General features: G+C 41.4%; 25 protein-coding genes. 16 read left to right on the plus strand and 9 right to left on the minus strand.

Annotated elements, in window-relative coordinates:
• Nucleotides 1-226 precede the first annotated feature (226 nt).
• Together LKX84_RS02890 and LKX84_RS02895 are read right to left on the minus strand one after the other, a co-directional pair.
• A complete protein-coding gene (locus LKX84_RS02890) occupies nucleotides 227-1,168 on the minus strand; it encodes a LysR substrate-binding domain-containing protein (protein ID WP_228235612.1) in 942 nt (313 codons plus the stop codon).
• A gap of 130 nt (nucleotides 1,169-1,298) precedes the next feature.
• Nucleotides 1,299-1,718: a DUF2141 domain-containing protein gene (locus LKX84_RS02895; protein ID WP_228235613.1), complete on the minus strand. Its 420-nt coding sequence runs from the start codon at nucleotides 1,716-1,718 to the stop codon at nucleotides 1,299-1,301.
• Between the two features lie 211 nt (nucleotides 1,719-1,929).
• Here LKX84_RS02895 and LKX84_RS02900 point away from each other — a divergent pair, with 211 nt between their 5' ends.
• Nucleotides 1,930-4,092: a TonB-dependent receptor gene (locus tag LKX84_RS02900; RefSeq protein ID WP_228235614.1), complete on the plus strand. Its 2,163-nt coding sequence runs from the start codon at nucleotides 1,930-1,932 to the stop codon at nucleotides 4,090-4,092.
• Here LKX84_RS02900 and LKX84_RS02905 read toward each other — a convergent pair whose 3' ends face one another.
• Nucleotides 4,093-4,515, minus strand: coding sequence for a DoxX family protein (locus tag LKX84_RS02905; protein ID WP_228235615.1), 423 nt, complete (start codon nucleotides 4,513-4,515; stop codon nucleotides 4,093-4,095). It lies immediately after the preceding gene.
• Between the two features lie 208 nt (nucleotides 4,516-4,723).
• Here LKX84_RS02905 and LKX84_RS02910 point away from each other — a divergent pair, with 208 nt between their 5' ends.
• Nucleotides 4,724-5,416, plus strand: a complete 693-nt coding sequence (locus tag LKX84_RS02910) for a hypothetical protein (protein ID WP_228235616.1) — start codon at nucleotides 4,724-4,726, stop codon at nucleotides 5,414-5,416.
• Between the two features lie 12 nt (nucleotides 5,417-5,428).
• Here the strand turns inward: LKX84_RS02910 and LKX84_RS02915 are convergent, their stop codons facing one another.
• A complete protein-coding gene (locus LKX84_RS02915) occupies nucleotides 5,429-5,905 on the minus strand; it encodes a GNAT family N-acetyltransferase (RefSeq protein ID WP_228235617.1) in 477 nt (158 codons plus the stop codon).
• A gap of 259 nt (nucleotides 5,906-6,164) precedes the next feature.
• Here LKX84_RS02915 and LKX84_RS02920 point away from each other — a divergent pair, with 259 nt between their 5' ends.
• Complete coding sequence (locus tag LKX84_RS02920) at nucleotides 6,165-7,958, plus strand: type IX secretion system membrane protein PorP/SprF (protein ID WP_228235618.1); 1,794 nt, start codon at nucleotides 6,165-6,167, stop codon at nucleotides 7,956-7,958.
• Between the two features lie 3 nt (nucleotides 7,959-7,961).
• Here the strand turns inward: LKX84_RS02920 and LKX84_RS02925 are convergent, their stop codons facing one another.
• Nucleotides 7,962-8,573, minus strand: a complete 612-nt coding sequence (locus LKX84_RS02925) for an FMN-binding negative transcriptional regulator (protein ID WP_228235619.1) — start codon at nucleotides 8,571-8,573, stop codon at nucleotides 7,962-7,964.
• 166 nt (nucleotides 8,574-8,739) lie between these two features.
• Here LKX84_RS02925 and LKX84_RS02930 point away from each other — a divergent pair, with 166 nt between their 5' ends.
• The 8 genes from LKX84_RS02930 (at nucleotide 8,740) to LKX84_RS02965 (ending at nucleotide 13,401) form a co-directional block, all read left to right on the plus strand.
• Nucleotides 8,740-9,372, plus strand: coding sequence for a hypothetical protein (locus LKX84_RS02930; RefSeq protein ID WP_228235620.1), 633 nt, complete (start codon nucleotides 8,740-8,742; stop codon nucleotides 9,370-9,372).
• Between the two features lie 6 nt (nucleotides 9,373-9,378).
• Nucleotides 9,379-10,707 carry a 2TM domain-containing protein gene (locus LKX84_RS02935; protein WP_228235621.1) on the plus strand — a complete coding sequence of 443 codons (1,329 nt, stop codon included), beginning with the start codon at nucleotides 9,379-9,381 and terminating at the stop codon, nucleotides 10,705-10,707.
• A gap of 307 nt (nucleotides 10,708-11,014) precedes the next feature.
• Complete coding sequence (locus LKX84_RS02940; RefSeq protein ID WP_228235622.1) at nucleotides 11,015-11,293, plus strand: 2TM domain-containing protein; 279 nt, start codon at nucleotides 11,015-11,017, stop codon at nucleotides 11,291-11,293.
• Between the two features lie 44 nt (nucleotides 11,294-11,337).
• Nucleotides 11,338-11,640 carry a 2TM domain-containing protein gene (locus LKX84_RS02945; RefSeq protein WP_228235623.1) on the plus strand — a complete coding sequence of 101 codons (303 nt, stop codon included), beginning with the start codon at nucleotides 11,338-11,340 and terminating at the stop codon, nucleotides 11,638-11,640.
• Between the two features lie 2 nt (nucleotides 11,641-11,642).
• Nucleotides 11,643-11,948: a 2TM domain-containing protein gene (locus tag LKX84_RS02950; protein WP_228235624.1), complete on the plus strand. Its 306-nt coding sequence runs from the start codon at nucleotides 11,643-11,645 to the stop codon at nucleotides 11,946-11,948.
• A 9-nt stretch (nucleotides 11,949-11,957) separates the two neighbouring features.
• Nucleotides 11,958-12,290, plus strand: coding sequence for a 2TM domain-containing protein (locus LKX84_RS02955; protein ID WP_228235625.1), 333 nt, complete (start codon nucleotides 11,958-11,960; stop codon nucleotides 12,288-12,290).
• 5 nt (nucleotides 12,291-12,295) lie between these two features.
• The gene (locus LKX84_RS02960) at nucleotides 12,296-12,625 is read left to right on the plus strand and encodes a 2TM domain-containing protein (protein ID WP_228235626.1); all 330 of its coding nucleotides are present in this window, start codon (nucleotides 12,296-12,298) and stop codon (nucleotides 12,623-12,625) included.
• Between the two features lie 20 nt (nucleotides 12,626-12,645).
• Entirely contained in the window at nucleotides 12,646-13,401 is a 756-nt protein-coding gene (locus LKX84_RS02965; RefSeq protein ID WP_228235627.1) for a LytR/AlgR family response regulator transcription factor, read from the plus strand.
• A gap of 91 nt (nucleotides 13,402-13,492) precedes the next feature.
• Here the strand turns inward: LKX84_RS02965 and LKX84_RS02970 are convergent, their stop codons facing one another.
• Complete coding sequence (locus LKX84_RS02970; protein ID WP_228235628.1) at nucleotides 13,493-14,683, minus strand: LETM1-related biofilm-associated protein; 1,191 nt, start codon at nucleotides 14,681-14,683, stop codon at nucleotides 13,493-13,495.
• Nucleotides 14,684-14,850: 167 nt separating this feature from the next.
• Between LKX84_RS02970 and LKX84_RS17920 the strand changes: the two genes are divergently transcribed.
• The 3 genes from LKX84_RS17920 to LKX84_RS02980 are packed head-to-tail and all read left to right on the plus strand — an operon-like array spanning nucleotide 14,851 to nucleotide 17,602.
• A complete protein-coding gene (locus LKX84_RS17920) occupies nucleotides 14,851-15,549 on the plus strand; it encodes a DUF4331 domain-containing protein (protein ID WP_262909054.1) in 699 nt (232 codons plus the stop codon).
• A gap of 5 nt (nucleotides 15,550-15,554) precedes the next feature.
• The gene (locus LKX84_RS17925) at nucleotides 15,555-16,256 is read left to right on the plus strand and encodes a DUF4331 family protein (protein ID WP_262909055.1); all 702 of its coding nucleotides are present in this window, start codon (nucleotides 15,555-15,557) and stop codon (nucleotides 16,254-16,256) included.
• A gap of 59 nt (nucleotides 16,257-16,315) precedes the next feature.
• Nucleotides 16,316-17,602, plus strand: a complete 1,287-nt coding sequence (locus LKX84_RS02980; RefSeq protein WP_228235629.1) for a tetratricopeptide repeat protein — start codon at nucleotides 16,316-16,318, stop codon at nucleotides 17,600-17,602.
• An 88-nt stretch (nucleotides 17,603-17,690) separates the two neighbouring features.
• Here the strand turns inward: LKX84_RS02980 and LKX84_RS02985 are convergent, their stop codons facing one another.
• The gene (locus LKX84_RS02985; RefSeq protein ID WP_228235630.1) at nucleotides 17,691-18,230 is read right to left on the minus strand and encodes a mechanosensitive ion channel family protein; all 540 of its coding nucleotides are present in this window, start codon (nucleotides 18,228-18,230) and stop codon (nucleotides 17,691-17,693) included.
• Between the two features lie 66 nt (nucleotides 18,231-18,296).
• Here LKX84_RS02985 and LKX84_RS02990 point away from each other — a divergent pair, with 66 nt between their 5' ends.
• Together LKX84_RS02990 and LKX84_RS02995 are read left to right on the plus strand one after the other, a co-directional pair.
• Complete coding sequence (locus LKX84_RS02990) at nucleotides 18,297-19,280, plus strand: CorA family divalent cation transporter (protein WP_228235631.1); 984 nt, start codon at nucleotides 18,297-18,299, stop codon at nucleotides 19,278-19,280.
• Between the two features lie 157 nt (nucleotides 19,281-19,437).
• Entirely contained in the window at nucleotides 19,438-20,085 is a 648-nt protein-coding gene (locus LKX84_RS02995) for an OmpW/AlkL family protein (protein ID WP_228235632.1), read from the plus strand.
• A 64-nt stretch (nucleotides 20,086-20,149) separates the two neighbouring features.
• Here the strand turns inward: LKX84_RS02995 and LKX84_RS03000 are convergent, their stop codons facing one another.
• Both LKX84_RS03000 and LKX84_RS03005 read right to left on the minus strand, forming a co-directional pair.
• The gene (locus tag LKX84_RS03000; RefSeq protein ID WP_317206453.1) at nucleotides 20,150-20,950 is read right to left on the minus strand and encodes an anti-sigma factor; all 801 of its coding nucleotides are present in this window, start codon (nucleotides 20,948-20,950) and stop codon (nucleotides 20,150-20,152) included.
• A complete protein-coding gene (locus LKX84_RS03005) occupies nucleotides 20,947-21,474 on the minus strand; it encodes an RNA polymerase sigma factor (RefSeq protein ID WP_228235633.1) in 528 nt (175 codons plus the stop codon). Before LKX84_RS03005 ends, LKX84_RS03000 begins: the two co-directional genes overlap by 4 nt.
• Nucleotide 21,475: the final 1 nt, after the last annotated feature.

Below are 21,475 nucleotides of genomic sequence, written 5' to 3' on the forward strand. Positions count from 1 at the left end.
GGCCGGAGCTATGTTAGATTACACCAAAATCATCCTTCAGAAGGTTAGTTTTGATGTAAAACTCTTCACTCGGGAATTGAGAAAGGCAATTTCGACCTTATTGCCCAGTGAAATTGAAGAACTTAAAATCTGGTTACACTTTTTTATTGTGGATAAACCGGAGTTGGAACCGACATTAGTATTGTTAAAAACTTAAAATAACCACAAGGGCCGCAAACGCGGCCCTTTAATTTTTTGCCAACGGACTGATAATCTTCACGTCCTGAAAGGCTATTGCTCCTCTAACAATGCTGGAAATCACATCGCGAAGGGCTTCAGTGATCTGTATTTTCAATTCGCTTTTATGGTAGATCAAACTAATTTCCCTAGCCGGTGACGGACTTTTAAAGGGTTTTAGATTTTCAACCTTTTTAGATTCTAGATGGAGGGTGTTCAGGTAAGGCAATAACGTCATTCCCATTCCCTCATCTGCCAAACTCACCAACGTCTCAAAACTACCGCTCTCAATTTTAAACTGCTCCCCGTTCATGTTTTTGGATGCTTTGCAAAGATTGATGACCCCATCCCTAAAACAATGCCCATCCTGTAACAATAATATATCGCTTACATCCAAGTGGTCCGTGGTCAACTGTGTCTCGGAAGATAACCGATGGCTTTTGGGGACGTAGCCTACAAAAGGTTCATAATATAAAGGTCTTTCCTTAATAAACTCGATTTCCAATGGGGTGGCGGCGATACCGGCATCCAAATGGCCATCCAAAATGTTTTTGATTAGACTGTCAGTGGACTGTTCCTTAATGATCAGGTTTACTTTCGGGTATTTTTTAATGAAGGTATTCAGGAACATCGGTAACAAAGTCGGCATTACGGTAGGAATGATCCCCAAAGTATAATCGCCACCAATAAATCCCTTGTCCTGATCCACAATATCCTTAATGCGTTCTGCTTCGGCTACAATATTTTTGGCCTGGGCCACAATTTTCTTCCCCACTTCGGTAATGGAAATGGGCTTTTTGCTCCGATCAAAAATGAGCACGCCCAGCTCATCCTCCAGTTTTTGCACCTGCATACTCAGGGTAGGTTGGGTAACAAAGCTCTTTTCGGCGGCAAGGGTAAAGTTCTTGTGTTCGGCAACGGCCAGCACATATTGAAGTTGGGTAATGGTCATCCTTATGATAAATATGGGATATAAAAGTATAAAAAACCATCAGGATAATCTATAATGAAACAATTTTCCAAAATAAAAAAAAGCCTGCTCCGAGCAGGCTTAACGTTGTTGATTGATGATGTTTTCTGTTTTAAAATCGGATAGTCAGTTCCAAATCCTCACTGCCTACTTCAAATTTGGAAGCTGAAAAACTGGGTGGGCCAAACGACATGTCGTTCCCGGACATACCATAGCTTTCTTTGGGCATACCGTTGGATTCGTAGTCCATGCGGTTGTTTTCATTTGCATCGTGCAAAGCCATAATGGCATAGGCTCCTGGGGCAACACCGGTGAAGGTCAATACAACCTTTCCGTTTTCAATTTTACTTTCAAGATTCTGGATTCCGGGTCCTTTCATAAAGGTATCCACGGTGTGTAGGCCCGCCAATACTTTTCCTTGGTCGTTGTTGATGTTGTCAATGGTTACGGTGATTTTGGTGCCGGTACTTTCCTGTGCCATGGCAACAAGGCTAACGAATAAAAAACTTAATGCTAGTGTAACAGTTTTCATAGGGTTTGTTTTTGATGTTTTGTTGCCACAAATCTCGTATGTCATCCCTTCGTTAAAAATTACAATCTACCGAATTGTCAAATTTTGGGTATGAACTGTAATGGGAAAAATGACATTCCAATTCATCATTGAAAATCAACAGTTGGGTATATCCTATTGGCTTGGCAATTGGAGTCTGGTCAATTTTGTGGCAACAATCAAATAAACAGTCATGAAAAACATCATTATTCTTTTTACAATTCTTTTTACCACTGGATTTTTATCGGCCCAGACCATTGTGTCGGGTACCGTTACCGATAATAAGAAAATCCCCATTGAGGGTGCCAATGTATATTTGGAGGGCACCTATGATGGAGCTTCAACCGATAAGGATGGTAAATTTTCTTTTGAAACAGAGGAGACCGGAACCCAAACTTTGGTAATTTCCATGTTGTCCTACGAGCCTCATTACGAGATCGGTGACGTAACTTACTTTAAGGATTTAAAGATCCAACTGGTGGAAGCCATCAATTCCCTTTCCGGGGTTACTTTGACTGCTGGAACTTTTGAGGCGGGGGACAATTCCAAGGTTTCCGTTTTAAAACCACTGGATATTGTAACCACTGCAGGAGCTGCGGGCGACTTTGTGGCTGCACTACAAACCTTGCCAGGAACCACTACGGTTAATGAGGATGGACGTTTGTTCGTGCGTGGTGGATCGGCCAACGAGACCCAGGTGTTTATTGATGGCCTCCGCGTGTTCCAACCGTTCAGTGCCACCGCCAATAATACGCCCACGCGTGGAAGGTTTTCCCCATTTCTTTTTAAAGGCATCACCTTTAGCACAGGAGGGTATTCCGCGGAATATGGACAAGCGCTTTCCAGTGTGCTGTTGTTGAACACCTCCGATGTACCCGACCAGGAAAAAACCGATATTTCCATTATGTCTGTCGGTGCCGGTTTGGGCCATACCGAAATTTGGGGAGACCAATCCCTGAGTTTGAACACTTCGTACATCAACCTCGCGCCTTATGAAGCCTTGTTGCCATCTAACAACGGTGTTCATTGGAAGAGCCCTTACGAATCTTTTTCTGGGGAGGCGGTTTTCCGAAGTAAGGGTGAAAAGAGTATGTTCAAGCTGTATACAGGTTTTAACCATTCCAATTTGGTCATAGAACAGGAAGATATCAATTATACTGATTATGTTCGTTTTCAATTGACCAATAATAACCTTTACTTTAACTCTTCCTACAAGTATTTTTTTCAAAACGACTGGAGCTTGACCAGTGGTGCCAGTATCGCTTGGGATACCAATGATATCGGTATTGAAAGTGATAAAGTAGATACAAAGGAGACTGCTTCGCATATCAAAATAAAAGCTAGGAAAAACTTCAGTAACAGGTTTGATTTTAATTTTGGTGCAGAGGTATTTATGTCGAAATACGATCAAGGATATACCGATTTTGAAGGAACTAATTTTAACACCGAATACGACGAAAACCTTTGGGCCGGTTTTATGGAATCCGATATTTTCTTGAGCAACAAATTTGCCTTGAAGTTGGGGGTCAGGGCAGAACAGAGCACCCTTCTGGATGAATTCAACATTTCCCCAAGAATGGCCTTGGCCTACAAACCAGGTGAATTTGGGCAGTTTTCGTTGGCTTATGGCGATTTTTACCAAAGGCCCAATTCCGATATTGTAAAATTTGAAAACAACCTGCAATTTGAAAAAGCCTCCCACTATATTTTGAACTATCAGTATGTGGGTAAAGGGAAGACTTTTCGTGCAGAAGCGTATTTCAAGGACTATGATCAATTCGTGAAGTATAACACGGAAATGCCCGAGTTTGGTTCCCTATATTCCAATTCTGGTGACGGGTATGCTACGGGGTTGGACCTTTTCTGGAGAGATAACAAGAGTATTGAGCATTTGGATTATTGGGTTTCCTATTCTTATTTGGATACCGAAAGGGACTATGCCAGCTTTCCGACCAGTGCCACTCCCAATTTCGCATCCAAGCACAATCTTTCGGTAGTGACCAAATATTGGGTGGATAAACTGCGATCGCAGGTAGGTTTTTCCTATTCCTATGGATCGGGAAGGCCATATAACAATCCCAATACTTCCACTTTTATGGGAGAAAAGACGAAGTCGTACAATAACTTGAGCTTTAATTGGGCCTATTTGATAGACCAGCAGAAGATTCTATACTTTTCGGTCAGCAATATGTTGGGATTCAATAATGTAAGCAATTATCAATATGCCGATGCGCCCAATATGGACGGAGTTTACAATAGAAGGGCCATAACCCCTCCGGCGGACAGTTTCTTCTTTGTGGGCTTCTTTTGGACCATCAGTTCCGACAAGAAAAGCAATCAGTTGGATAACCTGTAGTTATTGCTGCATTTTAAGGTAGTAGTCAACAGAATGTTTTCCCGATCCGTAAACAATGAAAAAGACGCACGCTGCGAACATGAGGATTGCCAATGTAAGATTGGCCGTATTCATGGTCCCAAAGAAATTCGTCAAAATGGCACCTACAAGTATGGGTAGTTGGGCAATGGATGCCCAACGGGTAAGCAATCCAACAACGATCAACACACCCCCTACAAAATGGGCTGGCGCAATATAATGAAGGATGATCATACCGCCCGGAAGGTCTTGAAAGGGTCTGGCTATTTCTGCCATTTCCTCATAATTGGTGATAAATTCGACGCCTTTGATGAAAAGAAATACTCCGAGAAAGATTCGTAATAAATCCAGTGGATAATAGGTGTGGGCATTGGCCCACTTGTTCAGGTTTTTTACTGTGCCCATGTTTCTCGGATTTTAGATTGATGCTTTTAAATTACTCATTTTTAATTGGATATAAAAATTAAAGTGGTGGTGGAATTCCAGATTTATTTTGATTTGCACATATCTCTCTAGGTCAACTGAAAACATGCATTCGTGAATTGTGGACTAAAGTTGTGAATCAGATGTTCCATTTTAGCGTTCTGGTTTTTGAATGCAACTAAAGGGAGCGATGATGAAAAGTACACCCATGCTCAAGGTCAAGATCATTTGGGGTATTGTTTTTATGATGATGGCCTCCGTGTTCTATTATTTTTTTATTGGAGGTCATCTAGAAGGAAAGTCGGTTTTGATCGGATTGAAAAAAAATGACAAAGTGTATCTGATGCCCTTTCCTGCAAACAGGAACATTTTGGAAGAAGCCTTAAGACAAAACACAAAGCCTATCTTTCACAAGTCCTTCAATTTGATAGAAGAGGATGGGACCTATTATATGGATCCTAACCAATTGGAAAGTTTGGTGCACTTGATTGCTGATGATTATATCCTATACGATCAAAAAGAACCCAGTTTTGATGGATATGTGCTCCAAGGAATGCGGAACCTATACTCCTTTGGCAGTCAAATTGAAAACACCAAGGTGAAAGGGGAACAGGTACAGCACTATGAAGTCACTTTACACCATAACATTACAAACCAAACCATGGAGATAGGCTGGTTAGGATATACCAAAGTGAAACCACTTCAAAACTGTGTTGTAAAAAAAATAAAGGATGTCACCAATCCTTTCCCGGGTACTTCCATAGGTTCTGTAAAAGAGACTATTGTGGTCGACCTACAGGATATTCTGGACTTTTATAACAATGGTAACACGTTGGAGTACAATGAAGAAGAAAACGTTCTTTATGTGATAAGTAAAGATTAGTAGGTTTGCCCGTCAATCAGTTAGAATCAGCTCCATCTGAATGTCGCTGCGTTCATAAGGCGATGTGGCCCCGACCATTTCCACAAATCCCAGTTTCTCATAAAGGGAAAGGGCAGGCGTTAGTATTCGGTTGCTTTCAAGGAATAATTTTTTGGCCCCGAGCGCTTTGGCTTTTTGAATGATGTGTTGTCCTAATAGTTTTCCTATACCCTTTCCTTGGGCAACAGGTGAAACTCCCATTTTGGCCAATTCAAATTCGTACCCGTCCTTTTTACTAGGGATAAGGGCACAAACCCCAACTGGTAAATCACCCATCAAGGCCACGGCAATGTAACCACCCTTGTCCAAGATGTATTCTTTCGGATGATGGAGTGAAATACGGTCCATTTCTTCCATTTTGAAGAATTTGGTGATCCATTCTTCATTCAATCGCCTAAAATCATCTTGGTATTTATCCGAATATGGGATGACGGTAACGGTTTCTGACATAACAGTTCAATCGGGTTTAGCATATCAAAATTAATCCTATTTTGGAAGGTTTGACCCAAATATCACATGATGAATGTGTTAAATTGGGAAAATAGGTGACCGTTCAACGAAAAAATTGGCTCATGGCCGATATTTTAATTAATATTGTATTACATTTAGTAATAAAACTCTTACAAGTCCCAAATCTTGCTAATGAGAACGAACAACCAATATCCGCCTATCCCAAAAAGGCAAATTAACCTACTTAATCCAATCGGCTATGGAGATAAGACTACTACATTTTTTCAAAAAGTTACCCTGCCAATGTGCTAAAAAAGCATTGTTCCCGATGCTGCTCTTCGTGTTTCTGGCCCATACCATGACGGCCCAGGAAAGCAATCCGTATGTGAGCTATGATGTCCCTTTCCAAAATTTGTTGAAATTCAACCGATTTTTGATCAACCCCACATTTTCTGCCGTTCGCGAAGATAAGTCCTATGTGAACCTGTTCCATCGCAGCCAAAGTGCCGCATTCGACAACAATCGTCAAAACTACTTCCTAAGTTACAGTGGAAAATTGAACGATATGGTGGGATTGGGTTTCAGTCTGTATAACCAGCAAGAAGGGGTTATTTCCAACTTGGGCGTTATGGCCAACTATTCACACGGCATCAAATTGGGAGAGGAAAGTAGCCTTACCTTTGGGGTGAATATACCGTATTATGTGAGCAGTTATGATCCTAGCAGGGCGGTTACTTTAGAAGAAGATCCACTGTTGGACGACGCAACGGAAAGTTCCATCATTTCTTTCCAGCCTGGTCTAAACCTTTCTTTGGGGAAATTTGATATTGGGGTATTTGCCCAAAACTTGGTGGATTACAACATTAAATCAGGAAAATCGTTAACGGCTTTGGACAATAAGACCTTTTCAGGTCACCTACAATACACTTATGAGTTTGAAAATGGCTATGGTATTTTTGAGGATGCTCGTCTATTGCCTTTGGCAAGGGCCCGATTTGAAGGCAATAACGACCCTGTTTTTGGTGGAGGTTTGATCATGGATCTGCCCAAATTGGGCTGGATCCAAGGAGGATATGATCAGTATTACGGTGCTTCGGCAGGAGCTGGTTTTAATTTGAACCGCAGACTTTCCTTTGGATATAATTTTGAGAAAAATCTAGGCAACAATATTGCCAATTTGGGTGTTACCCATGAAATTTCCATTGCCTACACCTTCATTCCCAATTTATCCAAAAACACGTTCATTGTGGATAATGATAATGAAGAATTGAGGAAGGATGCCAAGCAAGTCGCAGCAGCCGAGGTTGCGGACACCCAGGACAAAGAATCCACCTCAAAAAAGAGCAAGTTGGATGTGGAGACGACTTTGAGGCCCAACAACAAGGAGGATTTGGCATTTTGGGAGGCCCAGTTGGAGGCATTGAAGGCCCAACAAGAAGATAACTACGCTGTGATCAATGAGTTGGTATATCGCATGGATTCCTTGGAGAAGAACAGGGAGCGTGATATGGAGAAACGATTTGAAATGGTCATGCGCATCGTGAAACGGCATACGGGCAATAAGATTCCTGAAATTGAGGATAAGGCGCAAAAACTCTATTTGGCGGACAGCGAAGACTTGGATTCTATATACAGTTCCATTGAAAAATCTGCATTGGCAGATAATACTCCCAAGAACAAACCACTAAAAGTGGCGGACAAAAAAGCGGAAGGGAAATTTCATGGAGGCGCCTACAAGCCAATTGAAAAATATATCAATTTGGATGGGGTAGGGCAAGGACATTATATTGTGGCCAACGTTTTCAAGAATGAGACCAACCTGAAGAACTTCATGGCCAAATTGAAGGCCCAAGGTTTGGAAGCACAATACTTCAAAAACCCGGACAATGGGTTAAACTATGTGTATTTGGCCAAGTATCAGGAAAACGAGGAGGCTTATGCGGCCTATCAATCCAATTTAAAAGGATCGTATACCGATGAATTGTGGATCATGCACGTGGAAAACCCCAGGTATTCCAATTGGGCAGATGCCATTTTCCAAGATATTGAATAAAAGTTATTGTTGGTTTCCCTGCATGTTTTGTGCAATGGCCTTACTGCCGGAATCTTCCCTTTCCTCAAGTTCCGAAATGATCATGGCATGGTCTTCGGGCCGGGTCTGGGATAGTTTGTAAGTGGCTTGGATGTCGGATATCAAAATTTGAAACCCCACAACCCCTTTAACCTGACGTAAGGTTTTGGGCGACATGTTGTGAAGAGAAATGGGATTTTTGGAACCCTTCTCGTATTTTTCCACCAAACGGTACATGGAAGCCATGGTCTCTTCTTCGGTAAGAAGGTTCAATTTTCCATAGACATGAACGGCAATATAGTTCCATGTGGGCACTTCTTCCTCTTTGTACCAAGATGAAGAAACATAAGCATGCGGACCGTTAAAGATGCACAAGACTTCGCCTGTCTGTCCCAAAACCTTTGATTGTGGATTGGCTCTCGCGATATGACCTACCAAAATGTCCCGACCATCCTTGTCCTTTTCCAATTCCAGGGGAATGTGTGTGCCCCAAGGTTTGTTATCCACCACATTGACCAAAATGCCAAAACTGTTTTCCACTAGAAATTTCTTGATTTCCGGAAGGTCTTTGTTCTCGTAATAGGGTGGAATGTACATAAATGTAGAACTTGATTGAAAAGAGCACTAAAGTATTAAATATTGCGGATTGAAAGAATGGTAATACAGTTCATCCTCTCATTTCAACAATTCGGTCATTCTTTGTTTCTATTCTACTGTGACATGTTCAATTTTGGACCATTGAAAATCAATTAAAAACAAAGTCATGAAAAAACTGATAACACTTTTATTACTTATTGGAGCCTCGGTTGCCCAAGTACAGGCGCAGGCCAAGGACCAATACACCAAAGGGATGGAAAAAGCCTTTGAGTTGTGGGAAAATCAAAAAATTGTGGAGGCTTCCAATCTATTTGAACGGATTGCCACGGCCGAACCTGATAATTGGTTGCCCTACTATTATGTTTCACAGGTGAATACCGTGGTATCTTTCGGTGAAAAAGACGAGGAGAAACTGAGCAAACAATTGGAAAAAGCCAAGGAATTTTTGGATGTGGCAAAAGCCATTTCCCCCGACAATGCAGAAATTTTGATACAGGAGGCCCTGATGAATACGGCCTGGATCGCTTTCGATGGGGCGACCTATGGCATGACCATGTCCCAAAAGAACGTACAGTTGTACCAAAAGGCCTTGGAGCTTGACCCCAACAATCCGAGGGTGGTGCTTTCCAAAGCGGAATGGGATATGGGAGCTGCACGCTATTTTGGAAAAGATACAGCATCGTATTGCAAGGATGTGGAAAGGGCGTTGGAACTTTTTGCTACCTTTAAAACCGATACGCCATTTTATCCGTCATGGGGCAAGGAAAGGGCAGAGCAGGTATTGGCGGCATGTAAATAAGACAGAATGAAGCTTATCATAAGGGAAATATTCAAATCATTTTTAGTGGGGGTCGCCATTTTTCTGGTGGTCCTCATTATTTTATTCCTGAATGGCTGGCAATTTACCATGCAGGAACTGTGGACAGAGTTTTGGGAAAGCATGATCTTTTCCATGACCATTTACCTCTGCAATGCGGCATCTTTTATTTTGTTGATGCGCAAGTACAACAAAGAACTGTTTACCCGTAAGTATATCGGTTATGGTATCTTGGGAAATATTGTTGCCTCCATCATCGGTATTTTCCTTTCGCGGGTTTTGTTGAAGGTAATCGTGCACAACATGTCGTTCTCCGCATTTATGATGTCGGAAAAGCCACAGTATTATGTCAATTCCTTTTTCATATCGATGGTGGTTGCGCTGCTGTTTTATGCTGCGTATTTCTACAAGTATTACAAAGAGAGACAGGTAAAGGAGCAAAAGATCATTGCAGGGTCTGCATCGGCCCGTTTTGATGCCCTGAAGAACCAATTGGACCCCCATTTTTTGTTCAACAGCTTGAATGTGCTCACCAGTTTGATCGAGGAAGATCCAGAACAGGCCCAAAAATTCACCACATCGCTTTCCAAAGTATACCGCTATGTTCTGGAGCAAAAGAACAAGGATTTGGTAACAGTGGACGAAGAACTCAATTTTGCACGTACCTATGTTCGATTGTTAAAGATGCGTTTTGAGGATAGCATCATTTTCGATATTCCTGAGAAATGTACCCAGCCCGATGCCAAGATCGTTCCACTTTCCTTGCAATTGTTATTGGAAAATGCGGTGAAGCATAATGTGGTCACCAGTTCCAAACCCCTTCATATAAAAGTTTTTGAACAGGGTGGAATGTTGGTGGTCACGAACAACCTTCAAGAAAAGCAGGTGGTGAAAAAGAGTAGTGGAGTAGGTCTGCAGAATATTCGACAGCGGTACCAGATCTTGACCGACCGTGGTGTTATCATCAATAAGACGAATACCGATTTCAGTGTTGCCCTGCCCATGCTTACCCAAAAATATTCCATTGTGGCCTCTCAGCAGAGCTATATTGAGGAAAAGCGGTATGCCAAGGCCAAGGAGCGTGTGAAGGCCATAAAAGACTTCTACGGTAACCTGATTGCCTATTGCATCGTGATTCCTTTTTTGTGGTGGCTCAATTTGCGTACCACGGATTTTCTATGGGCTTTCTTTCCAACTATCGGTTGGGGATTTGGCGTTGCCGTACATGGCATGGAAGCTTTCGGGTATAATCCACTTTGGGGCAAACGTTGGCAAGAACGCAAGATCCGTGAGCTTATGGAGAAGGATGATTTTTAGTTCAATTTACAATTGGCAATAACCAATAACCAATTATCAATTATCAATTATCAATTAACAGAAGTCAGAAGTCGGATGTCAGAAGTCGGATGTCAGAAATCATAAACCTCAACCCTTCACCCTCAACCCATGACCCCTCAACCCTTCACCCTTCACCCTCATCCCTCCCTAAACCCTAAACCTCTCATCCCTTAACCTTCCCAGCTTACAGTTCATCCCTCAAATTCAACAACTCAAGAATCTAGTTTTTTAAACCTTTTTTTAGCTTGCGACATTTGGTGTATCAATAACTTAAAAATCAAAAGTCATGGAAAATGTATCACAAAGCAGTTATGAGAGGGCCAAAAGAAGAGTGTGTCACCTTAAGGCTTTCTATAATAGTTTGTTCGCGTATTGTATCATAATCCCAATATTGGTCTATATCAACTACCGCACTACCAGTTTCCCCTGGGCCATTTTTCCGGCAGTAGGATGGGGAATGGGCCTTATCGGAATGTGGTTGTCCGCTTCAGGAAGAAACCCTTTGTTCGGTAAGGATTGGGAAGAGCGCAAGATCAAGGAATTCATGAACAGCGATAATTTTTAACAATCAGTATCTTTAACTGTTACATCACATCAACAACCAAAGTCATGGAAAATTCAAACAGAGAAAACAAATACCTCCGCGCCAAGGAACGGGTGGACGAACTTAAAAAGTTTTACGGGAATCTTACATCCTATGTCCTTGTTATATCCGGATTGGCCTTTATCAATTATTACAGCAACGGTTTCGGTTACATGTGGTTCCTGTGGGCCGCTTTTGGATGGGGTATCGGATTGGTGTTTCATGCCATTAAAGTATTCGACCTTAATCCCTTTTTTGGAAGAAACTGGGAAAAGCGTAAAATTGAGGAGTTTATGAAAGAAGAAGAAAATACCGATAAATGGAAATAGTCATGGAAAATTTAGAAAACGACAAATATGCAAGGGCCAAGAAACGGGTGGACGAATTGAAAGGATTCTACATTCACTTGAGTATTTACGTGGTGATCAACACCTTTGTCCTGGTGAATATTTATGTACAGACCGATAATTTTTGGCAATGGCCCCATTTTCTGACATTGTTCGGATGGGGGATAGGATTGGCCTTTCACGCAGCAAAAGTATTTGGGGTAAATCCGTTTTTGGGCAAGGATTGGGAAGAGAAACAGATTCAAAAGTATATCGATAAGGATAAGGAAGACATCAACAAATTCTTATAAACCAAAGTTTTGGAAAATTTAAATCGGAAATACGAAAGAGCCTCCAAGCGGGTGAAAGAGTACATGAGTTTTTACAGGCATGTAAAAATCTTTATAGTGATCAACGGATTGTTGTATTTGCTAAAAACCGGCGCATTGAATCGTTTAATGCCAGAAGGGTTCCCAACGGAACCGTATTATTTTGACTGGGTTATCAGTAATATTTTGATATGGGGTATCATATTGGTCGTGCATGGCCTGTATACCTTTCGATATAAGATCCCTTTTCTAAAGCATTGGGAAGAACGCCAGATCCAAAAATATATGGAGCAGGAAGAGGAGGATAGTAGTAAATTTAAATGATCGGTATGAGTGCCTTGAGTTCTTATGAATTGGCCAAGAAAAGGGTAGGAGCCATTAAAGGGTTTTATGCACACTTGACATTGTTCCTCCTCATCAGTGTTTTGATGTTGACGGCTAAAGGAACTATCTTGGAAGTGATGGCGGAAAAGAACCAAGAGGCGGATCCCAATTTCTTGGAATGGATGGATTGGAACTTTATCTCCGTCATTCTCATTTGGGGGGCGTTGATCTTGATCCAGGGATTCGTGGTCTTTGGGCGACCTATTATCAAAAAGTGGGAAAAAAGGAAAATTGAAGCATATTTGGAAAGGGACAAAAATGAGTCCGCTTTTTAGAAAAATATAAAACAGAAGGTATGAATGTGATCATCATCGAAGATGAAAAACCGGCAGCAAGAAGGTTGGCGAGGTTGTTGTCCGAACAGGAAATTGAGGTGTCTACCATGCTCCATTCGGTGGACGAATCCATCGAGTGGTTCCAGAACAATCCACACCCCGATCTGATCTTTTTGGACATCCAATTATCGGACGGACTTTCGTTCGAAATCTTCGATGTGGTAGAGGTGAAAAGTGCCATCATTTTTACCACTGCTTATGACGAATATGCACTCCAAGCTTTCAAGTTGAACAGCATCGATTATCTCCTAAAACCGATCGATGATGAAGAGCTCGAAACGGCTGTAAAAAAGTACCGGAATTTTAAACCGGAAAGCCAAAAAATTTCGGTCGATTTTAACGACATAAAAAAGCTTTTGGTGAACCCCTTGGAGCGTGAATACAAAAAACGATTTACGGTGAGGGTAGGGCAACATTTGAAGATCATCAATGCCGATGATGTGGAATGTTTTTACAGTGAGAACAAGGGTACCTATGCGGCCACTTCCGATGGTAGAAATTATTTGTTGGATACCACCCTTGAACAATTGGACGAGGAACTTTCGCCTCAATTATTTTTCAGGGTCAGTCGTAAATTCTATGTGAACGTCAACCACATAGGAGACATCATTTCATACACCAATTCAAGGCTCCAGATCAAGTTGAACCGCTTTAACGAGCAGGAAATCATAGTAAGCAGGGAGCGCGTAAAAGACTTTAAGTTATGGTTGGAATGATGTAATTCAATATCCTGATAATCAGTATAAATATAAAATTAAAAAAGCCACTATAAGTTTTTCTTATAGTGGCTTTTTTGAGTGAAAAACACTAGTTTTCCTCTATTCTGTTGTCGTCAAAAGCAGATGGAAGCAGTTTGGGGATAAGCTTGATGAAAATGGGCAGGAGAACTGCTCCGCCGGGCAACATAAAAATGGCCAAGGAAGGAATGCTTTTAAATATGTCGAGCAGTTGGTTTTGTACTTTTTTCTTCTCTTCGGCACTCAGATCTTTTACGGTAGATTTGGATAAAAGTGCGACCAATTCCCTACTTTCGGCAAGTTCTTTTTTGAGTCTTTTGCTGTTTCTCAAAATGAGTTTGCTTACGTTTTTGGACATCCCTTCATAGAATTGGACGGCCAAATTTTTGTCGTTCAAATAGGCGATTTTTTCTCGATTTTTTTCGAAGAAATCCATCACAAAATCGAGCTCGATTCGCACCTCTTTTTCGGTCTTCCCAAGGTTCTTTCCAAGACCAAAAATATAGTCCGATTCGGTATAGTCAATTGACTTATCTTCCCATATGGTCAAGCAGGCCATATCCAAAAAATAATCCTTCTCAAAAGCGTTGAAATTTTGATCCAAAAGGTCAAGATACGAGCCATCAAATTTTGCCTTGTCGAGGTCTACAAAACTCAAAGATGAACCTAATAATTGGATGAGTTTTGCATCGGTTTCATGTTCCTCTTTTGAGTTCAATGCATGGTAAGCAATGTTGATCGTGACATATTCCAAAAGTTGGCCGTGTTGTTTCACATTCATTTTACCTTGGAGGTAGATCATGAAGATCAACACATCAACATAGAGCAAAGAATTGGTCAAGCTATTTCCAAAGGCACGGTTGAAGGTATTGCCACTCAAGTAGATCCGTGAATCGATTAATTTTTCCAATTGTGCCTCGGTTTTGGTACCGGTCAAAATCTTGTTCAGGAATGAAATCCTTCCCACTTCCAACGATTGGTAATAAGCAAAAACGGTATCCACAAAAAGGGTAAAATCTGTTTTTCCCTTTTCAAAAGTATAGGTGAAATAAAGGGCGGTAAGGAGGTTAATCTTGGCAATTTCATCTTCACTAAGGATGTGTTCCACCTCAAGAAAGGAGGGTATGCCAAGGTGGACCCCATAAATAAAACCATGTTCTTTTAGGTCTTGGTATAGGCTTTCAAAGTTCTCATAGGGAGAGGACTCCTGGTCAACCAAGTGACCAAACTTATTGATCCATCCGGAGGCAGAGGGGTTCATTGATCCAAATTTGCGGGTCAAAGTAAAACAAAATATAGGACATTCTTAGGATGATTTCCTTGTAGGACCATGAAAATTAGGTTAAGATTTTTTTAACAGAAAAAACCAAACCACTCTACAAAAGGTTCCGTAGGTAGGGGTGTATGAAACTTAAAACTTACATCATTATGAAACAATCATTCAAATTTACTTTAGGTTTATCTGGCTTAGTTGTGGTTCTTGCCGCCTTGGTAGCAGCGGACCACATCGATGCTCCTTCATCGGCTGGAACCACTGCGGATATTGCCGATTTTTATGCATTTGAACCAACGGAAGGTTCCAATAACACCGTATTTGTTGTTGACTTGCAATCCAATGTCTTGCCAGATTTGGCATATGGAACCTTTGATGAGGAGGTGTTGACCGAAATCAATATTGATTTGGATGGCGACCTGGTTGAAGATAGGGTTATCCAAGCCATTGCTAGAAATGGAAGGATGTACTTTTTTGGACCAACGACCCCATCACAAACAGGACTTTCAAGTATGATCAACACAGATTCGCCATTGGGAGATGTGGAAATTTCAGGTTCAACTGCAATTATGGAGACCACAGATAGTGGAGTTTCCCTTTTTGCCGGTCCTAGACAAGATCCCTTTTTCTTTGATTTTTTTCAGTTCAATGCGGTCATTTCACCTGAACTGGATTCTGCACCTGGCGGATTCCTTCCCGCAGGGGAGGCAGCTGATACCTTCGACGGGGCCAATACCATGTCTATCATAGTGGAAATTCCCAATAGCATGCTTGGTACACCCACTGCCACCAATGCGTTGGGACTTTCGGTATATAAAACTTGGGTAACAACTAATAAAAACAATAAATCATGAAAGGTATGAAACTTAGATATTTAAATTACTTGACAGCTGTTGTGTTGGGTTCAATTTTATTGGGATGCAGTGACAATGATAATTCCTATATGTATGACGACATGATGGATGATGATATGAGCGTAGACTTTTCAGGAACTTTTGTCCAAGTTGATCATTTGGGAAGACCAGGGATCAATACCACCCTAAGTTATGATATGGAAGGGCAACCCAGTATCAAGGATGCGCATAATACAACAATTCCCTCAGAAATGACCGCTGCGTTCCAAGCTGGATTTCAAGCACGGTTGGAACAGTACCATGATGTGTATGCCATAAAATTGGGATTGGATCCCGCCGATGTGAATTATGAAAACAACATTCTTGGGTTGGATGCGGCTACTTTGACCACTGTTTTGGCAGCCGATGTTTTGGAAGTGGCACCAAATCTACCAACTACCTATTTTGATCCTGGTACTGACTTTGACAATGATGGACGGATCCTTGTGCCGGATGGTGATGAAGTGGCCTTGACGGGAAGACGACCCAGTGACGATATTATTGATGTGTCGTTGATCCTGTTCTTTGGCGGGATGGAAGGAAATCGCTTTAGTGGGCAAGATTTAGATGATGATGGCATGGCCGATCTACCAAGGCTTACCTCTGACGGCGTTTCATTGACCGCCACCATATCAACAATGTTCCCCTATTTGGGAGCTCCTGAGTAATTGCTATGAAAGGGAAGAGGGAGGGGAGCAATCCCCTCCTTTTTTAAAACAACAACACCATGAAAAATATTCATTTGAAAAATATAGCCTTGATCATTGCTTCATTTTATTTAATGTCCTGTGATCAGGAAGTTGGGTTTAAAACCAAACGATTGGATTATGATCGGTATTTGGCCCAAAACAGTATGGAACCAACCTCCAAATATTTTGAGCTTTGGAATAATAAGATCAAACCTGACAGCTTACAAGTACTAAGTCTTGTCAACGTTTCAGGTGAGTATGATCGCTTTTTTAAAGGAACGGGAGATATTGAGTTTCTGAAAAAGGCGGAACGGTCATTAAAAAAGGCAGTTGAGGTAGCGGCGGTTGGCAAAGCAGGTTATTTAAGGGCATTGGCCCGTAATTATATTTCCCAACACAGATTTAGGGAAGCATTGGATTTAGCAACCAGAGCTAGGAGTTTTGATAGCGGCGTCAAAGAATCCCAATCTCTTTTGTTCGATCTTCAAATGGAATTGGGCAATTACGATCTGGCCAAACAATATCTGGACAGTACCCAGAACATGTCCGATTTTGGATATTTGATACGTGTTGCCAAATGGAACGACCATAAAGGTGATTTGGATACCGCTATTCGGTTTATGGAAAAAGCAAAGCAAAAAGCCGAATCATCAAAAAATAGGGGTCTGTTATTATGGTCCTATTCCAATTTGGCCGATTATTATGGTCATGCCGGACGCATTGAAGAATCCTACAACCTCTATCTCAAAACCTTGGAACTCGATCCATACAGCGCCCACGCCAAAAAAGGAATAGCTTGGATTGTCTATTCCCACGAACGGAATGGACATGAAGCTCTTAGGATTTTGGATTCCATCATCCACAAAAACAAATCCCCGGAATATTATCTATTAAAAGCAGAAGTGGCTTCATATTTGGAAGATGACATGACTCATGTTCAGGCACTTGACGACTTTTATAGACTTGTGTTGAATAAAAAATATGGGGATATGTACAATGCTTACACCGTTGATTTTTACTTGAATCTAGATTTTAAAGAGAAAGCTTTAGACATGGCACAAGAGGAAGTTAGGAACAGGCCCACTCCAGAATCGTATGGATGGTTGGCATACAGTTTACTTAAAAAAGGGGAGAAAGAAAAAGCCCTTGAATTGGTCGAAGACCATATTGCAAACGAAACTTTTGAGCCTGCCATACTTTATAGGGCAGCAGAAATTTACAAGGCAAATGGAAAATTCCAAAAAGTAGAAGCCTTAAAAAAAGAACTTATGGGGTCCGTATATGAACTTGGACCGCTAATGGAATCCCAGATTGTTGGATTGTAAGGAAGAAAATTGATGGTGGTGCAGAGATTTGATTGATCTGTGCTTGGTTGTTGTTTAGCAGGCGCCATGGTAATTTCCATGGCGTTCGCTATGATGGATTTTCTTCAATTGAGGAAGTTTCTTCATCCTGTTTCAATATCTCAATACCCTTTTGGATGACCAGGTTCGTGGGGATGGTGATACGTCTACCATCATCTGTCCGCATAAAAAGATAAAATCCGCTGATGTCCTCCACTTTGCCGGTCCAATCAAAATCCTTGTCCATGACCCGTATACGGTCACCAAGTCGTAAAGGATGGCTAAAAAACAAGATCACACTGGCGGTCAGGTTGGAAAGTATAGACCATTGCGCTACAAAACCGATACCCACAATGGCAAGTATGGAGGAAAGGAAAAGCGAAAAATCCTTCAGGTTAACACCCCAGATCAAGGAAATACCCACAAAGGCCAAGATATAGAACAACAGGTTACTCAGGTAGAAAATTATTTTTCTACTGTTCATGTCAATGGAACTGGTCTTCCCATATCTTCTAATAGCTCTTCTGCTTAATGTGTTGAGCGTGAGGATGATCACCAGGTGAATTACGGTGAGCAAAATTTCGGTCTTAAAGGACATTGGGTCTATCATGGGGAGTTCTTGTAAATTTGGATTAACTTATGGTCTAAACTACAAATAACCCGTTTCACTTATACTATGATGGAAACAGAATTTGAAAAAAATACGTGGGTCATCAACTACTCCCCAGAAGGCTATTACAATCGCAAATTTTCTCTCACAGAAGACACCAAACTATGCAAAGGGGACAACTCGATCACTTGGGTGAATACCTATGGATTGGAATTTATGGATGAGTTCCGGACCATGGTGAGTGGCAATGATCTTGATGATTTCTTGCTCAGATTGCTTCTTAACCAAAAGATGGGCAACAAGGTCATCGAATTGGAGGAACAGTTGTTTGTAGCGGCCCGGATCGTGAAAACAGAACACCATAATTTGGAATCCGAACAGATGTTTTTTATTGTGGCAAAGGATTTTGTTTGGTGCATACAGGAAAAATGGGGCGATCATTTTGATTGGATCCGAAACCGGATTTTTGAAAACAAGGGCATCATCCGTAAAAAGAAGGCAGATTATCTTTTGTTCTTCATCCTGGAAACCCTGATATCCAATTACAAGGAGAAATATGAGGAACTGGTTTTGATGAACAATACCTTGGATGCCATTATCAAACAAGAGCCAACGCCTGAGTTTATGTTCGAGGTGGAGCAAAAAAAGGCAATGATCAACGAGTTTAAAAGGGCTTCCCACGGTATCAGGGACATCGTAATCAAATTGGAAAGGGTCAAGGTAAAAGGCTTTCATAATAAATATTTCAGTGAGCTTAGGGAGCAAATCGGTGGCTTGATCAACGACATCGATTCCGATATCATGGAACTGGAAAGCCAGATCAACCTCTTTTTCAGCGTTCAGGGACATCGCCTCAACGAAGTGATGAAGACCCTGACCATATTTTCCGTCATCTTTATACCATTGACGTTTATGGCGGGCATCTATGGAATGAATTTTGACAATATTCCTGAATTGAAATGGCCGTACGGCTATTTTATCCTCCTTGGCCTTATGTTGATTGTCACTGTCATCTCCGTCATCATCTTTAAAAGGAAAAAATGGTTTTAGAGGTTCTTTCTTGATTTTATAGGCCTGTTTTCTGGATTCCATTCTAATTCCATGAGATTGGTTTGAAAAGTGTTTTCTCTGAAAACTGGCCAATGATAAACATCATATTCTTGGAATATTCCACTTGGTAGTTTTGTCACATCTTAAATATTCTACAATGAGAAAGACAATACTTTTAGCAGTGGCAACACTATTGGGGTTTTCAAATTTGATGATGTCCCAAGACACACCAACAACCGATTTTAGCAAATGGCAATTTAGATTGAGGGGCATTGTGGTTTCCCCGGATGAAAGTGCCGATATTGAGGCCATTGGCGGGGATGTGTCCATATCTACTGCTGTTGTCCCAGAGTTTGATATCACCTATTTTTTTGATGAGAACTGGTCTGCCGAATTGATTTTGGGCACCACAAAACACGATGTGGAGGCTGTAGACACCGCAGCAGGGAATATTGATTTGGGAAGTGTGTGGCTTTTGCCTCCTACCTTGACCGGGCAATATCATTTTACCGGAGGCAATTTTGTTCCTTATTTGGGTGCAGGGATAAATCTGACGCTTTTTTATGGAGTGGACGAAGGACCCGTTGCCGATGATGTAGAGTACGATACCGCTGTTGGGTTTGCTCTTCAAGGTGGCTTTGACTACATGCTGAACGATAAATGGTTTTTAAATTTTGATGTAAAAAAGCTATTCCTGAACACTACCGCAACCGTTGATGCTACCACCGCACTTGGTGCCACAGTTGACGCGGATGTGGACATTAACCCATGGATATTCGGATTTGGAGTGGGTTTAAAACTATAAGTTGTTTTTTTAGGTCAATTTTGAATGCCAAAAGCGGTCGGGAATATTCCCGACCGCTTTCTTTTTATCTTCCAACTGCCCCCAAAGTGTAGAGTTGTTCCAGGGTGGGAGATTCGCTGCCACCATCGGGTTCCAGGGTGATGCCAAATGCTTCGGAAGTATTGGGGTTTTCCAATACGAACAATTTATCGTTTTCACCTGAAAAATCATTCAATAGACCAATACTGGTAGGGGTAAGCGGGTCCAATTTTAGCGACCATACTTGATAGGTGTAACCTGCAGGGGGTTCCGGAAGGCCTTGGGCATCTATGATGACCTTGCTATCTTCCCTGTTCCAATAGGCTTTTGCATAGGAAGAGGGCGAAACAGTTTGACCGCCCAATGTAATGACCGTTACGTTTTGATCCCTCAATTGTTCTAAAAGGGACTCTTTGCGAACAATGGCCTCTTGGGTATTGGACAAGGTTTCTTCCAACCTCAATTTATCTTGACTAGAAATTTCGATTTCCGATTTTAGGTTTCGGTTTTCAGAATAGAGCCAGAACAGGCCAATGGCCAAAATGATAGAGGCGGCCCACCCCAAATAAGGGGTCCATAGCGCCTTCCTTTTAGATTGCACAGGGGTGAATTGAATGGTATTGTTCAATTCGGCTTTTATTTTTTCAAAACCGTTCTCGGGCATTTTTGGGGAAACAGAGGCAGTAAGTTTCAAAATGGCAAGTTCAATAGCTTCAATTTCCTTCTGAATCTCAGGATATTGAAGCGCATAGTGCTGCACCTCCAAATTTTGCTCAGGCGTTAGTGCGCCTGCAACATAGAGTTCCAAAATTCCTGATGCTATGTATTTATCAACCTCCATGCTCATGCCATGTTTTTCCTGATTTCGGAAATACAGCTCCTTAACCTAGTTTTTATAGTGCCAATGGGAGTTTTCAACTCTTTTGCCACCTCTTTTTGTGTAAATCCTTTAAAATAAAGCAAATCTATCAAAAGGATGCACTTGTCCTTAAGTCCCTTTAAAAGGGACTGCAGGCCAATGGTATCTATTTTGCCGTTCAAATCCTCACTATTTTCATATATACCTACGAGAGTTTCAACGGAGAGGTTTTTCTTTTGATTTTTATGTGATTTTGAACGCAGTTCGTCGATCGCGGTATTCCTGGCTATGTTGATGATCCAAGTGAAAAATCGACCTTTGGATGTGTCGTACTGGTCTGATTTTTCCCAAATCTTGATGAAAACATCATGGCAAAGCTCCTGTGATCTTTCAGGATCCTTTAAAATTACATTGATCACCCCACATATATTGTCCGCATACATTTGGTACAAGGTAGCAAAAGCAGTCTTGTCCTTTTTTTGAAATTGCTGTATGAGGCTGTCCAATTCCATA

The organism is Allomuricauda sp. M10 (assembly GCF_020782875.1).
Lineage (GTDB): Bacteria > Bacteroidota > Bacteroidia > Flavobacteriales > Flavobacteriaceae > Flagellimonas.

Coding starts and splice junctions, on each gene's coding strand:
- LKX84_RS02940 (WP_228235622.1), top strand. CDS start 11,015: ATGGAAAATGTATCACAAAGCAGTTATGAGAGGGCCAAAAGAAGAGTG.
- LKX84_RS02990 (WP_228235631.1), top strand. CDS start 18,297: ATGATGGAAACAGAATTTGAAAAAAATACGTGGGTCATCAACTACTCC.
- LKX84_RS02920 (WP_228235618.1), top strand. CDS start 6,165: ATGGAGATAAGACTACTACATTTTTTCAAAAAGTTACCCTGCCAATGT.
- LKX84_RS02890 (WP_228235612.1), bottom strand. CDS start 1,168: ATGACCATTACCCAACTTCAATATGTGCTGGCCGTTGCCGAACACAAG.
- LKX84_RS02915 (WP_228235617.1), bottom strand. CDS start 5,905: ATGTCAGAAACCGTTACCGTCATCCCATATTCGGATAAATACCAAGAT.
- LKX84_RS03005 (WP_228235633.1), bottom strand. CDS start 21,474: ATGGAATTGGACAGCCTCATACAGCAATTTCAAAAAAAGGACAAGACT.
- LKX84_RS02995 (WP_228235632.1), top strand. CDS start 19,438: ATGAGAAAGACAATACTTTTAGCAGTGGCAACACTATTGGGGTTTTCA.
- LKX84_RS02945 (WP_228235623.1), top strand. CDS start 11,338: ATGGAAAATTCAAACAGAGAAAACAAATACCTCCGCGCCAAGGAACGG.
- LKX84_RS02930 (WP_228235620.1), top strand. CDS start 8,740: ATGAAAAAACTGATAACACTTTTATTACTTATTGGAGCCTCGGTTGCC.
- LKX84_RS02905 (WP_228235615.1), bottom strand. CDS start 4,515: ATGGGCACAGTAAAAAACCTGAACAAGTGGGCCAATGCCCACACCTAT.
- LKX84_RS02910 (WP_228235616.1), top strand. CDS start 4,724: ATGATGAAAAGTACACCCATGCTCAAGGTCAAGATCATTTGGGGTATT.
- LKX84_RS02985 (WP_228235630.1), bottom strand. CDS start 18,230: ATGATAGACCCAATGTCCTTTAAGACCGAAATTTTGCTCACCGTAATT.
- LKX84_RS02960 (WP_228235626.1), top strand. CDS start 12,296: ATGAGTGCCTTGAGTTCTTATGAATTGGCCAAGAAAAGGGTAGGAGCC.
- LKX84_RS03000 (WP_317206453.1), bottom strand. CDS start 20,950: ATGAGCATGGAGGTTGATAAATACATAGCATCAGGAATTTTGGAACTC.
- LKX84_RS02965 (WP_228235627.1), top strand. CDS start 12,646: ATGAATGTGATCATCATCGAAGATGAAAAACCGGCAGCAAGAAGGTTG.
- LKX84_RS02970 (WP_228235628.1), bottom strand. CDS start 14,683: ATGAACCCCTCTGCCTCCGGATGGATCAATAAGTTTGGTCACTTGGTT.
- LKX84_RS02900 (WP_228235614.1), top strand. CDS start 1,930: ATGAAAAACATCATTATTCTTTTTACAATTCTTTTTACCACTGGATTT.
- LKX84_RS17925 (WP_262909055.1), top strand. CDS start 15,555: ATGAAACTTAGATATTTAAATTACTTGACAGCTGTTGTGTTGGGTTCA.
- LKX84_RS17920 (WP_262909054.1), top strand. CDS start 14,851: ATGAAACAATCATTCAAATTTACTTTAGGTTTATCTGGCTTAGTTGTG.
- LKX84_RS02895 (WP_228235613.1), bottom strand. CDS start 1,718: ATGAAAACTGTTACACTAGCATTAAGTTTTTTATTCGTTAGCCTTGTT.
- LKX84_RS02980 (WP_228235629.1), top strand. CDS start 16,316: ATGAAAAATATTCATTTGAAAAATATAGCCTTGATCATTGCTTCATTT.
- LKX84_RS02925 (WP_228235619.1), bottom strand. CDS start 8,573: ATGTACATTCCACCCTATTACGAGAACAAAGACCTTCCGGAAATCAAG.
- LKX84_RS02935 (WP_228235621.1), top strand. CDS start 9,379: ATGAAGCTTATCATAAGGGAAATATTCAAATCATTTTTAGTGGGGGTC.
- LKX84_RS02950 (WP_228235624.1), top strand. CDS start 11,643: ATGGAAAATTTAGAAAACGACAAATATGCAAGGGCCAAGAAACGGGTG.